This window comes from Fretibacterium fastidiosum, assembly GCF_964642095.1.
Taxonomy (GTDB): Bacteria; Synergistota; Synergistia; order Synergistales; family Aminobacteriaceae; genus Fretibacterium; species Fretibacterium fastidiosum.
Window position 1 is genome coordinate 2,254,715 of the sequence record NZ_OZ209244.1, and the last position, 12,252, is coordinate 2,266,966.

The following is a 12,252-nucleotide window of genomic DNA, read 5'->3' on the forward strand; positions in this document are numbered from 1 at the left end:
CTCCTCCTTACCGTTGCTCCTGGGGCTGTCCTTCCTTGATTTCCTTCTGCGGGACGGAGAGCTCGGCGACTTCCCTGACCTTCACCAGCGACAGGACCTGCCTGAGCACCTTGTCCTGGTACACCTCGTTCGTCAGCTGCTCCATCGCCTTCTCGTTCTTGTAGAAGTAGGCGGCCAGGCTGTTTCGGTCGATCCCATAGAGGGAGGCACGCCGCTTAAGCTCCGCCTCCACGTCCTCCTGTTCGATCCCGACATCGTACTTCTTTGCCACAGCGTTCAGGACCAGGGTGCGGCGCACGAGGTTCTCCGCCCTCGTGTCCAGGATCTTCAGGTAGTCCTGCTCCCAGTGGTCGTTCTTCGGGCCCAGGACCTGGTGCAGCTCCATGCCGTAGCGCTCCTTCGCCTCCTGTTCGTCCCTGCGGCGCAACGTCGCGGCCTCCCTCTTGATCATGGAGACCGGAACCTCCAGCTCGGAGCGACGGACGAGTTCCTCCAACGCACGGAGGGCTGCGTCATCACCGTTCTCCCTTTCGAGGCTGGCCGCGAGGTCGCTCCGCATCTTGCTGCGGAACGCCTCCTCGGTGAGGACCTCCGTCTCGTCGCCGAACAGCTTTTTATAAAACGCCTCCCCCAGCTCCGGGAGGACGCGCTCCACGGCGCTCTCCAGGGTCATCGTGTAGTGAATGCGCTTGCCCGCGACCTTCTTATCCTGATAATCGGGTTCAACGTCAAACTCCGTCTCGACGACGTCCCCAATGGAATGCCCCAGAAGCGCCTCGCGGATTGCAGGGCGCACGTTCTCGTCGGCGAGGTCGATCTCGTTCTTCCGCGGCGCGGTCTCCTCCGCGCCCTCCTCCAGGACCCGGACCCGAAAGGTGACGGTCACGACGTCGTTCACCTCCACAGGGCGCTCCACCGGGTTCAGGCTCGATCGGTCCCTGCGCAGGCGGTCGATGAGCTTCTCCAGCATGTCGTCCGTGACGTCGGTCCTCACCTTTTCGACCTCGATCTCCCCGATCTCCGGCAGCTTGACCTCCGGCATCACCTCAAAGCTCAGTTCGCAGGAGACGGGCTGGCCCTCACGAATATCGCCCGCGCTCAGCAGAGAGGGCTGATCGATCGTCTCCAGGTCGTAGTCCTCCAGGATCTGCGGCACCGCGTTTGAAAGGAGCTTTTCAAGGGTCTCGTTGTAAAGCGCGTCGCGCCCGACGCGCATCTCGATGACCTTCCGGGGAGCGTGTCCCCGGCGGAACCCAGGGATGTTAAGATCGCGAGACAGCTCGCGCAGCGCCTTCTTGAGGCCGTCCACGAACTCGTCCGCTTCAAAGTTCACCTTGATCTTGACGACGTTTTTATCCTGTCCCAGCAACTCTGTATTCATTCCTCAGGCTCCTTTCGACCTTGCAAACGCGCGTATTATACCATTAAAAACGAACAAAAGCGCGGAGGCTCCCGATCGCCCCGTCTCTTTTTCGCCAGCGACGGCACGCGCTCCGTAGAGCCCTCCGTCTGTGCTAGAATGAACGTTGTTGCGTCATCGGCGGCACGGTCGCCGCACTTTATTTTTTGGAGGAATTTTATCATGCCGATGCAGATAGGTCTCGACGAGTTGATCTCCATGCTGCTCGCCAGGATGGACGGCCTGACGATGGACTCGGAAAACCAGAAGAGCCGCTTCAACATCATGTTCCGCATCCTGTACAGGAAGGGGTTCTTCGACGAGAGCGACGTGCTGGACGCCGTTCGGGAGGAACACGGCATCCTCCACTCCCTGGGGATGCTGAAGGAAATGCCGGACGAGAAGGCCCTGAAGGCCGTGGCGGACGGGCTGATGCTGTGGATCAAGGGGGACGTGGAGGCCATCAAAAAGTCCATCGAGGACTACGACAAGCGCTTGAAAGAGGCCATGTCGCACCAGAAGTCGAAGATCGACGTCGCCCCGGCCGCCGTGCTGGACCAGCTGGATCGTCTGGGCGGCGGCAGTCAGGGCGGCGGAAAGAAGCTAATCCTCTAGGGTCACCAGGGGACGCAAGGGCATCATGAGGCGTCTTTTGCTGGCGACGCTCCGCCTGTGGAACCGGGCGGCCAACAGCGGCCTTATCGTGGCGCTGCTCGACCTCCTGCTCCTCGCCCTCGCCTGCTACCTGGGGTACGCCATACGGCTCAGCCTCTTCATCCCCGCACTCTACGCGAGGGACTGCATCGTCACGGCGATCGCCTTTCCGGCGCTGGCGTCGGCCATCTTCACGGTCTTCGGCCAGTACAAAATTCTGTGGACCCAGGCCAGCCTCGAGGACTACGTGCGCTTCAGCGAGCTCTACCTCCTCGCCTCCCTGCTCTTTGTCCTCGTGAACGGCGTCTGGCGCCTCGTCCTCCTCCCGCGCACGTCCCTGGCCATCATGCTCTCCGCCGGCGTCCTCTTCAGCGGGGCGCTCCGCGTGTCCTGGCGCCTCCACGCTCAGCCGGCCAGGGAAGGGGAACGACTGAAGGCCCTCATCGTCGGGGCCGGCGAGGCGGGCGCCCTCCTGGCCCGCGACCTCATGCGCAACGCCAGCAGCCTCGTTCCGAAAGCCTTCGTGGACGACGACCCCCAAAAGGCGGGCAAGCGGATCGCGGGGCTGAAGGTCGTCGGCGACACGTCGCGGCTGGCGGAGGTCGTCCGGGAGGAGGGGATCCGGGTCGTCCTGATCGCCATTCCTTCAGCGCACGGCCGCAAGATTCGCTCCCTCTACAAGCAGCTCGCTCCCCTTGGGGTGGAGGTTCGCCTCCTGCCCAGCCTGCGGGAGCTGGCGGGCGGTGCGGTGTCCGTCACGAGGCTGCGCAGCGTCAAGCTCGAGGACCTGCTGGGGCGCGATCCCATCAGGATCGACCTGGACGAGGACTCGAACTACATCCGGCGCCGGCGCGTCCTGGTGACCGGGGCGGGCGGTTCCATCGGCAGCGAGATCGTTCGGCAGGTCATCCAAAACAAGCCCGCGGAGCTCCTCGTCCTGGGGCACGGAGAACAGTCCATCTACCTCCTGACCGAGTCTTTGAGCAGGGCGAAGCCGGACGTCCCCATACGCCCCATCATCGCGGACGTCGCGGACGAGATCGCCATGGGGGACGTCTTCGACCGTTACCAACCCCAGTTAGTCTTCCACGCCGCCGCGCACAAGCACGTCCCCCTGATGGAGTTCTCCCCCAGGGAGGCGCTGCGCGTCAACGGGCTGGGGACGCGCACCTTGGCGCGCGCCGCCGGTGAACACGGCGCGGAGCGGATGGTGCTGATCTCCACGGACAAGGCCGTCAACCCATCGAGCGTCATGGGGGCCACGAAGCGGGTCGCCGAGCGGGCACTGGAGCAGGAGCAAGAGAGCCACCCGGGGACGGCCTACATGGCCGTGCGCTTCGGCAACGTGCTGGGCAGCCGGGGGAGCGTGATCCCGAAGTTCGAGAGGCAGATCGCGTCGGGGGGGCCCGTCACGGTCACCGACCCGCAGATGAAGCGCTACTTCATGCTGATCCCGGAGGCCGTCAGCCTGGTGATCCAGGCCGGCGCCCTGGGGAAAGGGGGCGAGCTCTTCGTCCTGGACATGGGGGAGCCCGTCGTCATCACGGAGATGGCCGAGCTGCTGATCCGCCTTTACGGGTACGAACCCTACCGCGACATCCCCATCGTCTTCACCGGCGTTCGCCCCGGAGAGAAGCTCGAGGAGGAGCTCTTCTACGACCCAGGGTCCGTACACCCGACCCGACACCCGAAGATCTTCACGAGCCCCCTGGGCGGGGCGATGGACGCCCGATCCTTCAACTCCCTCCTCGACGAGGCCGTCCGCCGTCCGCAGGAGGCGCTGACGCTGCTCCATCGCCTGGTCCCGGAGTACGCGGAGTGGGAGAGGGCCTGACGGCCCCTCCCCCACCCTTCAGGACGCGTCAATTTCCCTCAGGCGTCCGCCTTCCCTTCGATCAAGGTCAGTTTCATCCCACGGCTCATCCGTTTGATCTCGTCCTCGCGCCTCATCGCGTCCGAGCGCGACGCGCACTCCTCCTGATAGACGAGCTCAAGGGGCAGGTGCGAACGCGTGTACCGCCCTCCCCGTCCCGCGCGGTGACGGCTCAGGCGGCGTGCGACGTCCACGGTCCAGCCCGTGTAGAGCGATCCGTCCCCGCAGCGCAGCACGTAGACGTAGAAGCCCACGAGGCTAGCCCAGGGAGGGGGGCAGGACCGACGCCGTACCCATCCTCCACTCCTCCATCAGGTGCGTCGCCAGGATGTTGAGGCCGATGAGGATAAGCAGGACTCCACCCAGGAGCTCCATCTTTCGTCCGAGGCCCGCCCCCGCCGTGCGGCCCAGCCAGGTCCCCGCGGCACATGCCCCCGCCGTCACCCCGCCGGCAACGGCAGCGAGGGGCATGACGGGCAGTCGGGTGAGGCCGAACCCCGCCCCGACGGCCAGGGCGTCGATCGACGTGGCCAGCGCGACCGTGAGCAACAGCCTGAGAGACCGGGTGACGTCGCGGCACTCCTCCTCTCCGCCGCGGAGGAAGTCGCACACCATTCCCCCTCCGACAAAGGCCAGGAGCCCGAAGGCCAGCCAGTGATCCCAGAAGGAGAACCACCTTGCGGAAGCCATGCCAAGCTTCCACCCCAAAAGCGGCATGAAGAACTGAAACGTCCCGCAGGCCAGCCCGAGGCGGGAGGCGGGGCGCCATGGACTGCCCACGGTGCAGGCCCCCACGCAGATGGACATGGCGAAGGCGTCCATCGCAAGCGAGCACCCCGATACGACGGCGGCCCAGCTCATCGATCCCTGATCCTCATCCGGCAGACGGCGAACACGATCGGCCTCACGCCTCCGGGCGCTATCGGCCCCGGGCGTCCTCCTCCGCGTTCAGGAGCATCCGGCTGCCGTCGATGAGGTACTCCATTCCGGACCATACCGTCAGGATCATGGCGACCCACATGAGGGCCATTCCCCCCGGCAGCTTCAGGATCAGCATGGCGAGGGCCACGATCTGAAAGACCGTCTTCAGCTTGCCGCCCTTCGAGGCGGCGATGACGACGCCCTCCGCCGCCGCCACCAGGCGCAGCCCGGTCACGACGAACTCGCGTGTGATGATGACCAGCACGATCCATCCGGGGATGCGCTGGAGCTCCACGAGGGCGATCATCGCTGCGATGACCAGCACCTTATCCGCCAGGGGGTCGATGAACTTCCCCAGCGTCGTGATCAGGTGGTGCTTGCGCGCGATGTAGCCGTCCATGGAATCCGTGATGGCCGCGATGATGAACACCACGGCCGCCAGGAGGTCCCCCAGCGTCAGGGGCTCGGCGCCGTCGAGGGAGAGGAACGGGACGGGAGCGCTGATCCTCAGGGAGAGGAACAGCAGGACAAGAGGGGCCAGGAACACGCGCACAAGGCTCAGGGTGTTCGGTACGTTCAATATTTTCGGGCTCAAAACAACTCCACCTCCAGGGCGTCCGCCCCATCAGCACGACGGGAAATGAGCGATAGACGATGCGCCGTGAACTTCCACGCCATGATTATAGCTCAAAACCCATGGAAGGGGGCGTTTGCGCCGCCTGCAACTTTCAGCGGGCCGAATAAAAGCCGAACGAAAGGGGGTATCATGCACTATAATGGAAGCGGAACGTTTTGGTTTGACGCCGCTGCAATTTTTTCTGAAGGGAAGCTGCGATCGGCATGAGTGACACCAACACGCATTACGAGTCACTTGAACGACTAATTCCAGTACACCTGAAGGACAACCCGGCCCCCTATTATATCGCGAACATCCTGAGGGAGGCGATCTATCGGGGGACCCTTCCGGAGGGAGAGTCCCTGCATCAGAGCCAGCTGGCGGAACGCCTGAAGGTCAGCCCCATCCCCCTTAGAGAGGCCCTGCGCCTGCTCGAGATGGAGGGGCTCGTGGACTTTCGCGGGCGGCGCGGCGCCGTGGTCACGGGCCTGACCCTTGCGGAGATGCAGGAGATCTACGAGATGATCACGGCGCTCGAAGTCTCCGTCCTGCGCATCGCCTTCCCCAACATCCAACCTTCTGCGATCCTGGAGGCCGGGGCCATGCTGGACAAGATGGAGCGGGAGATGGACTGCATCTTCTGGCGGGAGCAGAACCTCGTCTTCCACAACCTGCTGTACGACGCCGCCAACCGCCCCAAGACCCTGGACCAGATCGCCCTCCTGCGCCAGCAGGTGGACCGCTACATCAGGATTCACATGTCCCTCATCCGGGAGGAGTCCCAAAAACAGCACCGGCAGATCCTGGAAGCGGTGAAGGCCCACGACGTCGAGGGGGCGCTGGCGGCGTTGACGCGCCACCTCGAGTACACGTCGCGCACCCTGCGGGCCTGCGTCCGAAGGACGAAGAGCAGAAATCACGGCAAGGAAAAGCCATGACGGGAGAGGAAGTGCGAACCGTGGACGAGAAGAGGGAGCCGGGAACGGGCCGACCGAAGGTCCTCATCACGCTGATCGAAAAGCGGGGGCCGTGCGGCTGCCATCGAGGGCACAAGGTGGGAGACGCCTTCGATTTCGACCGGGATCGGGGAAAGCTCTGCCCCATGGCCCTGCACGCGGGCTTCCCCTACATCGACATCCTGCGCTACGGCGGGAAGCTCCCCCCCTGCAGGAGCACTGGAGGCGTCGCCTTCTGTTGTCCGGACCCCGACGTGGTCAACGTGTTCAGCATCTCGGTGAAGCAGGCCGATGAGCTCGCCCCGAAGGCCTGACCCTGAAGGGGAGAGCGGCTCTCGGCCCCACGTTAAAATTTCAGGGAAGCGCTGAATCCTCGATCGCTTTCAACAACTTTTCAAGACGAATCAACGCTTCCCTGGCTGATGGAGGAACGACGTAGATGAAACGACCCGTTGAACAAAAGGACCTTTTGGACTTCCGCTTTCTCGCGGCGCCGACGTTCTCGCCGGACGGCGGGAAGATCGCCTTCAAGGTCAGCCGCGCGGACGCGGAGAGCAATGGCTACATCAAGGACATCTGGCTCCTCAGCCTGCCGTCGGGGGAGGCGCGCCGCCTCACCTCATCGGGCTGCGAGGAGTGCTTCTGCTGGAGCGAGGACGGCGCGTCCATCGTCTTCGCGTCCAAGCGCCCTTCGGCCGCCGATCGCGAGGAGGGAAAGGCCGTCACGCGCTTTTACTCCATCGGCATCGACGGCGGCGAGGCGACGCCGCTCTTCGAGGTCCCCCACGCGGTGTCGGCCATCCGCGCCCTGAAGGCCGGCCGATACCTCCTCACGGCAAACTTCGACCCCGTCCACGACAATCCGGAGGATGCGGACTTCATGATCTTTGAGCAGGTCCCCTTCATGGCAAACGGCAAGGGGTACATCGGCCAGAGGCGCGTCGGCCTGGCAGCCTGCGACGCCTCGGGCAAGCTCTCCCGCCTGACCCCTCCCACGATGGACGTGGCCCGCGTCGAGTTGAGCGCGGACGGCGACAGAGCACTCGTCGTAGCCTGCGACTACAAGGACGTAAAGCCCCTTGAGAACAGCGTCTATGTGCTGGACCTCAGCACGGGGGCCCTCCGCCTCCTCTCAGGGACCCTGCCCTTTACCTTCAAGTGCGCCGTCTGGAGCGGGGAATCCATCGTCCTCACCGCGACGGACCACAAGGCGATGGGCGTGAACGAGAACCCGAAGATCTGGCTTCTGGAGGACGGGGAGATGCGCTGTCTGACGCCGGAGCTGGACGTCAGCTTCGGGCACGCCATCGTCGCCGATACGAGCTATGGCTGTCGGGACCACGAGGGTGCGATCGCCCCTTCAAAGTCCCTCGGCGTGATCGCCTGCTCCACGGACGCCTTCAAATCGCGGCTCTACGCGCTGGCGCAGGACGGCCGGCTGAAGGTGCTGACCCCTTCCGTCTCCTCCGTGATCGACTGGGACGTTCACGACGACAGGATCGCCTACGTCGCCTACGAGGGACTGCACCTGCCGGAGCTCTACCTCTATCAGGAGGGGAAGGAGAGGCGGCTGACCTCCTTCAACGACGCCTTTTTTGAGGAGCACAGGCTGTCGCAGCCCATCCACATCACCTTCAAGGCGGGCGACGGATGGGACCTGGACGGCTGGTACATGCGCCCGGTCGATGCGCGCGAGGGGGAGCGCTGCCCTGCCATCCTCAACATCCATGGCGGCCCCAAAGCGGCCTTTGGGGACATCTACAACCACGAGATGCAGTGCTGGGCCGCAAGGGGGTACGCGGTCATCTACTGCAACCCCAGGGGTGGCGACGGGCGCGGCGGCGAGTTCAGCGACATCCGGGGTCGGTATGGCGACATCGACTACCGCAACCTGATGGACTTCGCGGACTGGTGCGTCAAGAACCTGGACTTCATCGACGCATCGCGCATGGGGGTGACCGGGGGGTCCTACGGCGGCTACATGACGAACTGGATCATCACGCAGACGAATCGCTTCAAGGCGGCCGTCTCCCAGCGGAGCATTGCAAATTGGATCTCGAAGTTCGGCGGCTGTGACATCGGCTATTATTACGTCGAGGATCAGCACCTGGGGACTCCCTGGCGGACCCCGGAGACCGCCTGGCGCGAGTCCCCCGTCGCCCATGCCGACAAGGCGGACACGCCGACGCTCTTCATCCACTCGACGGAAGATTTTCGCTGCGAGCTGAACCAGGGCTTCCAGATGTTCACGGCGCTCAAGGTCAACGGCATCGAAGCACGCATGTGCGTCTTCAAGGGTGAGAACCACGAGCTCAGCCGCTCCGGCAGGCCCAGGAACCGACTGGCCCGGCTGCGCGAGATCGCGGGCTGGTTTGACCGGCACCTCAAGGTGTGACGCGCGCCTCGCGACGACGCCCTTAACGACGTGGCTTCCCGTGAAGCCGCGTCGTTTTTTATTGTACAATGTACAAAGCACCCTGGCTCCACAGGGTTGAGGGGTGCGTTCGGATCGTTCGTTGCAGGGATTTCCGGAAAGAGGGGCTTTTTAATGTACAAGGCGATACCGGTCAATAAGGACACGTGGTGGGTTGGCGTCAACGATTGCTCGACGGACCGCTTCGAGGCGTTGTGGTCGTTGCCGAATGGGGTTGCGTACAACGCCTACGTCGTCCTGGGGGAGAGGACGGCGGCCATCGACACCGTCAAGGGCCCGTGGGGCGACGAGTACGCGCACAAGCTGGGGGAGGCGCTGGGCGGCCGGGACCTCGACTACCTCGTGGTCAACCACATGGAGCCGGACCACTCCGGGCTGATCCTGGAGCTTCGCAGGCGCTGGCCCAACCTTCAGATCGTGGGCAACGCGAAGACCCTGCCCCTCCTGAAGGGGTATTACGGCGTGGATGCCCAAACCCTTGTCGTGGCGGACGGCGACACGCTGGACCTGGGGGGACACGTCCTGAAGTTTACGACGATCCCCATGGTGCACTGGCCGGAGAGCATGGTGACCTTCGACGCATCGACGGGGGTGCTCTTCTCCAACGACGCCTTTGGCGGCTTCGGCGCCCACGAGGGCGGGCTCTTTGACGACCAGCGGGAGCGCCCCCGCTGGGAGGACGACATGCTGCGCTACTACGCGGCGATCCTGGGGCGGTATTCGAGCGGCGTTCAGGTGGCCCTGAAGAAGCTGGGAGGGCTTCCCATCAAGAACATATTCCCTGCTCACGGCACCCTGTTTCGTGCCAACCCTCAACAGGTGGTCGACCTCTACGACCGTTGGAGCCGATGCGATACCGAGCGCGGCGCGGTGGTCGTCTACGGCTCCATGTACGGCAACACGCGGCGCATGGCCGAGGCCGTGTGTACGGGCATCTCGGAAAGCGGCGTCAAGGAGATTCGCCTCTGCGACGCATCCCGCACGGAAGCGGGGTTCATCCTCAGGGACATCTGGCGCTACCGTGGCCTGGCGCTCCTGAGCTGCACCTACAACATGCTGCTCTTCCCTCCCATCGAGGCCCTCTGCTCCAAGCTGCTCAACCGGATGCCGAAGAACCACGTCCTGGGGATCGCGGGCAGCTACAGCTGGGCCAGCGGCGCGTTCCCTGCGCTGCGGGCGTTTGCGGAGAAGGCCAAGCTCGATCGCGCGGAACCCGACGTCGAGGTCTTCACCTCCCCCACCGCGGAGGACCTTGCGCGGTGCGAGGCGATGGGGAGGGACCTGGGGACAAAGGTCATCGCTCAGACGGAAGATCGGTGAAGCGGGCTGCGTTCGATGCGCCTCAAACGCCTTCTCATGGAGCTCCTGCGCTTCGGGGTTTCCATCCTCTGCCTGGTCTGCGCCTTCAGGGGCGTTCCGCTGTCAGACCTCTGGGACCTTCTGCGCCAACTCCCGCCGCTCCCGATCGCTGCGGCGATCCTGACGTCGTTCCTGGCCTACGCCGCCATGGGCGTCCGGCTCATGGGAATGCGCCGTCCGCGCCTCGCCTTTCGCTCGACCTTCCCCGCCTCCCTCGTGGGGCTGGCGGTCAACAACGTGCTGCCGGCCAAGGCGGGCGAGGCGGCCAAGGCGGCGTGGATCGGACGCGGCGCGGGCATGAAGCTGGACGAGGCCATGGGGCTCATCTTCTTTGAGCGGTTCTTCGACGTCAACATGCTGACGCTGCTCAGCCTCTGGTTCATGGTGAAGGCGGAGCAGCAGCGTTACGCCCTTCCGCTCGTCGCCTGTCTCGCGGCAGGGTGGCTGTTCCTCCTGGCGCTCCGGGCCCGTCCGGCCTGGTGGCGGCGCCTGGAGCGTCTCCCGCTCCCCGGAGGACTGTCCGCGTTCCTGGCGCGCTTCCTGGGCGCGGTCACGGCACAGATGACGCCTGGGCGCATCCTCTGGATGCTGTGCAGTTCCGCCGCGCTGTGGGCCCTCTACGCGCTGCAGGTCGGCATCGTCCTGAACGGAGCCGCAGGGCTGGGGCTCCGCTGGACCGACGCGCTGGGCGTCTTTGCGTTGAGCAGCCTGGGGATGCTCCTTCCCTCCTCCCCCGGAGCCCTTGGCGTCTACGAGGCCGTTGCCGTTGCGGCCCTGACGTCCTACGGAGTGCCCAGGGACCAGGCCCTGGCCGCGGCACTGGCGGATCACATGGTGCAGTTTATCCCCGTCACGGCAGCGGGGGGGCTGGTCCTGCTCCTCTGCCCGTTGAGGGGGAAAGGACAGGCGCGGGCCTAATGTTTAAAGAAGGGCAAGAAAGGCCCCCCTGCAAGGGGGGCTGCCCCGAAGGGGCTGGGGGGTGTTGAGTAGGCTAAGAGCAAACCCCTCCGCCGCCCTTGGCGGCACCTCCCCTTTCAGGGGAGGCAATCCACATTAGACACGATTTGGTATAAGCCCGCGCCGCGCCTCAGACGTCCCTTCCCCTGCACTGGAGCTTCCCTTAAAGGGCTCCCTTTACGAGGTTCAGGACGACGTCCCGTAGAGATGGGTCCTCCAGGGCGAGCTGCACGTTGGCCGCCAGCCATCCTGCCTGAGTGCCGCAGTCGAAGCGGCGCCCCTCATACGCGACGCCCCAAACCGGCTCCACGGCAGCCAGCCGGCGCAGGGCGTCGGTCAGCTGGATCTCGCCGCCCGCTCCGACCTGCCCCTCCGCCAGGAGGGGGAAGATCGAGGGCGAGAGGACGTAACGCCCCATGATGGCGTAGCGCCCCGGCGCGTCGGCCAGAGTGGGCTTCTCCACCATGTCGTGAATGCGATGCAGCCCGTTGCCCAGATCCTCCGAACTGACGATGCCGTAACGGGACACGTCCTTCGGCGGCACGAGCTCCAGCGCCACGACGCTTCCCCCGAGGCGCTGATGCACCTCGATCAGCTGAGCCATGACGGGCCGTTCGCTGATAAAGACGTCATCCGGCAGGAGGACGCCGAAGTACCCATCGCGGCAGAAGGATTCCCCGCAGAGCACGGCATGCCCAAGCCCCAGGGGTTCCCGCTGGCGAACGTAGAGGATGTCCGCGAGGTTCGATATCTTCAGCATCATCTCGTAGAGGGCTTCCTTGCCTCTGGACTTCAGGAGCTGCTCCAGCTCAAAGGAGCGGTCGAAGTAGTCCTCGATGGATCGCTTCGCGCGTCCCGTGATCATGATGATGCCGGGGCAGCCCGAGGCAAGCGCCTCCTCAACGCCGTAGGAGATGATCGGGCGGTTGACCAGCGGCAGCATCTCCTTGGCGATCTCCTTGGTGACGGGCAGAAATCGCGTCCCCAATCCCGCTACGGGGAACAGGCACTTCGTCACATTGGACCTCTGATCTATGATCCTTCCCCCTCCTTTCGTTCCGCTCGTTCCGCCTCGGTGGGGCT

General features: G+C 64.7%; 12 protein-coding genes. 7 read left to right on the plus strand and 5 right to left on the minus strand.

Going from position 1 to position 12,252, the window contains the following annotated elements; all coding sequences use genetic code 11:
• Positions 1-7 precede the first annotated feature (7 nt).
• Positions 8-1,381, minus strand: coding sequence for a trigger factor (tig, locus tag ACK28C_RS10195; RefSeq protein ID WP_208873764.1), 1,374 nt, complete (start codon positions 1,379-1,381; stop codon positions 8-10).
• Positions 1,382-1,582: 201 nt separating this feature from the next.
• Here tig and ACK28C_RS10200 point away from each other — a divergent pair, with 201 nt between their 5' ends.
• Both ACK28C_RS10200 and ACK28C_RS10205 read left to right on the plus strand, forming a co-directional pair.
• A complete protein-coding gene (locus tag ACK28C_RS10200; protein WP_015557013.1) occupies positions 1,583-2,014 on the plus strand; it encodes a hypothetical protein in 432 nt (143 codons plus the stop codon).
• A 25-nt stretch (positions 2,015-2,039) separates the two neighbouring features.
• The gene (locus ACK28C_RS10205; RefSeq protein ID WP_409152127.1) at positions 2,040-3,887 is read left to right on the plus strand and encodes a polysaccharide biosynthesis protein; all 1,848 of its coding nucleotides are present in this window, start codon (positions 2,040-2,042) and stop codon (positions 3,885-3,887) included.
• Positions 3,888-3,925: 38 nt separating this feature from the next.
• Here the strand turns inward: ACK28C_RS10205 and ACK28C_RS10210 are convergent, their stop codons facing one another.
• Genes ACK28C_RS10210 through pgsA form a run of 3 tightly spaced genes read right to left on the minus strand, consistent with a single transcriptional unit; the run spans position 3,926 to position 5,442 of the window.
• Positions 3,926-4,180, minus strand: coding sequence for a GIY-YIG nuclease family protein (locus ACK28C_RS10210; RefSeq protein ID WP_208873763.1), 255 nt, complete (start codon positions 4,178-4,180; stop codon positions 3,926-3,928).
• Between the two features lie 4 nt (positions 4,181-4,184).
• On the minus strand, positions 4,185-4,787 hold the full coding sequence (locus tag ACK28C_RS10215; RefSeq protein WP_015557011.1) for a manganese efflux pump MntP family protein: 603 nt from the start codon (positions 4,785-4,787) through the stop codon (positions 4,185-4,187).
• A gap of 58 nt (positions 4,788-4,845) precedes the next feature.
• Complete coding sequence (gene pgsA, locus ACK28C_RS10220; RefSeq protein ID WP_409152128.1) at positions 4,846-5,442, minus strand: CDP-diacylglycerol--glycerol-3-phosphate 3-phosphatidyltransferase; 597 nt, start codon at positions 5,440-5,442, stop codon at positions 4,846-4,848.
• A 245-nt stretch (positions 5,443-5,687) separates the two neighbouring features.
• Between pgsA and ACK28C_RS10225 the strand changes: the two genes are divergently transcribed.
• The 5 genes from ACK28C_RS10225 to ACK28C_RS10245 all read left to right on the plus strand — a co-directional run bounded on the left by ACK28C_RS10225 (position 5,688) and on the right by ACK28C_RS10245 (position 11,130).
• Positions 5,688-6,401, plus strand: a complete 714-nt coding sequence (locus ACK28C_RS10225) for a GntR family transcriptional regulator (protein ID WP_015557010.1) — start codon at positions 5,688-5,690, stop codon at positions 6,399-6,401.
• A 20-nt stretch (positions 6,402-6,421) separates the two neighbouring features.
• Positions 6,422-6,733, plus strand: coding sequence for a TIGR04076 family protein (locus ACK28C_RS10230; RefSeq protein WP_243440671.1), 312 nt, complete (start codon positions 6,422-6,424; stop codon positions 6,731-6,733).
• Positions 6,734-6,858: 125 nt separating this feature from the next.
• A complete protein-coding gene (locus ACK28C_RS10235) occupies positions 6,859-8,814 on the plus strand; it encodes a S9 family peptidase (protein WP_015557009.1) in 1,956 nt (651 codons plus the stop codon).
• A gap of 153 nt (positions 8,815-8,967) precedes the next feature.
• The gene (locus ACK28C_RS10240; RefSeq protein WP_015557008.1) at positions 8,968-10,173 is read left to right on the plus strand and encodes an FprA family A-type flavoprotein; all 1,206 of its coding nucleotides are present in this window, start codon (positions 8,968-8,970) and stop codon (positions 10,171-10,173) included.
• Between the two features lie 15 nt (positions 10,174-10,188).
• Positions 10,189-11,130, plus strand: a complete 942-nt coding sequence (locus ACK28C_RS10245) for a lysylphosphatidylglycerol synthase transmembrane domain-containing protein (RefSeq protein WP_015557007.1) — start codon at positions 10,189-10,191, stop codon at positions 11,128-11,130.
• Positions 11,131-11,332: 202 nt separating this feature from the next.
• Here the strand turns inward: ACK28C_RS10245 and galU are convergent, their stop codons facing one another.
• Positions 11,333-12,187 (minus strand): UTP--glucose-1-phosphate uridylyltransferase GalU, encoded by an 855-nt coding sequence (gene galU, locus ACK28C_RS10250; RefSeq protein ID WP_243440670.1) that lies wholly within the window; start codon positions 12,185-12,187, stop codon positions 11,333-11,335.
• Positions 12,188-12,252 lie beyond the last annotated feature (65 nt).

What these genes read in the sequence shown, in the direction of transcription:
- tig (WP_208873764.1), bottom strand. Translation starts at nt 1,381, where the DNA reads ATGAATACAGAGTTGCTGGGACAGGATAAAAACGTCGTCAAGATCAAG.
- ACK28C_RS10200 (WP_015557013.1), top strand. Translation starts at nt 1,583, where the DNA reads ATGCCGATGCAGATAGGTCTCGACGAGTTGATCTCCATGCTGCTCGCC.
- ACK28C_RS10205 (WP_409152127.1), top strand. Translation starts at nt 2,040, where the DNA reads ATGAGGCGTCTTTTGCTGGCGACGCTCCGCCTGTGGAACCGGGCGGCC.
- ACK28C_RS10215 (WP_015557011.1), bottom strand. Translation starts at nt 4,787, where the DNA reads ATGAGCTGGGCCGCCGTCGTATCGGGGTGCTCGCTTGCGATGGACGCC.
- ACK28C_RS10225 (WP_015557010.1), top strand. Translation starts at nt 5,688, where the DNA reads ATGAGTGACACCAACACGCATTACGAGTCACTTGAACGACTAATTCCA.
- ACK28C_RS10235 (WP_015557009.1), top strand. Translation starts at nt 6,859, where the DNA reads ATGAAACGACCCGTTGAACAAAAGGACCTTTTGGACTTCCGCTTTCTC.
- ACK28C_RS10240 (WP_015557008.1), top strand. Translation starts at nt 8,968, where the DNA reads ATGTACAAGGCGATACCGGTCAATAAGGACACGTGGTGGGTTGGCGTC.
- ACK28C_RS10245 (WP_015557007.1), top strand. Translation starts at nt 10,189, where the DNA reads ATGCGCCTCAAACGCCTTCTCATGGAGCTCCTGCGCTTCGGGGTTTCC.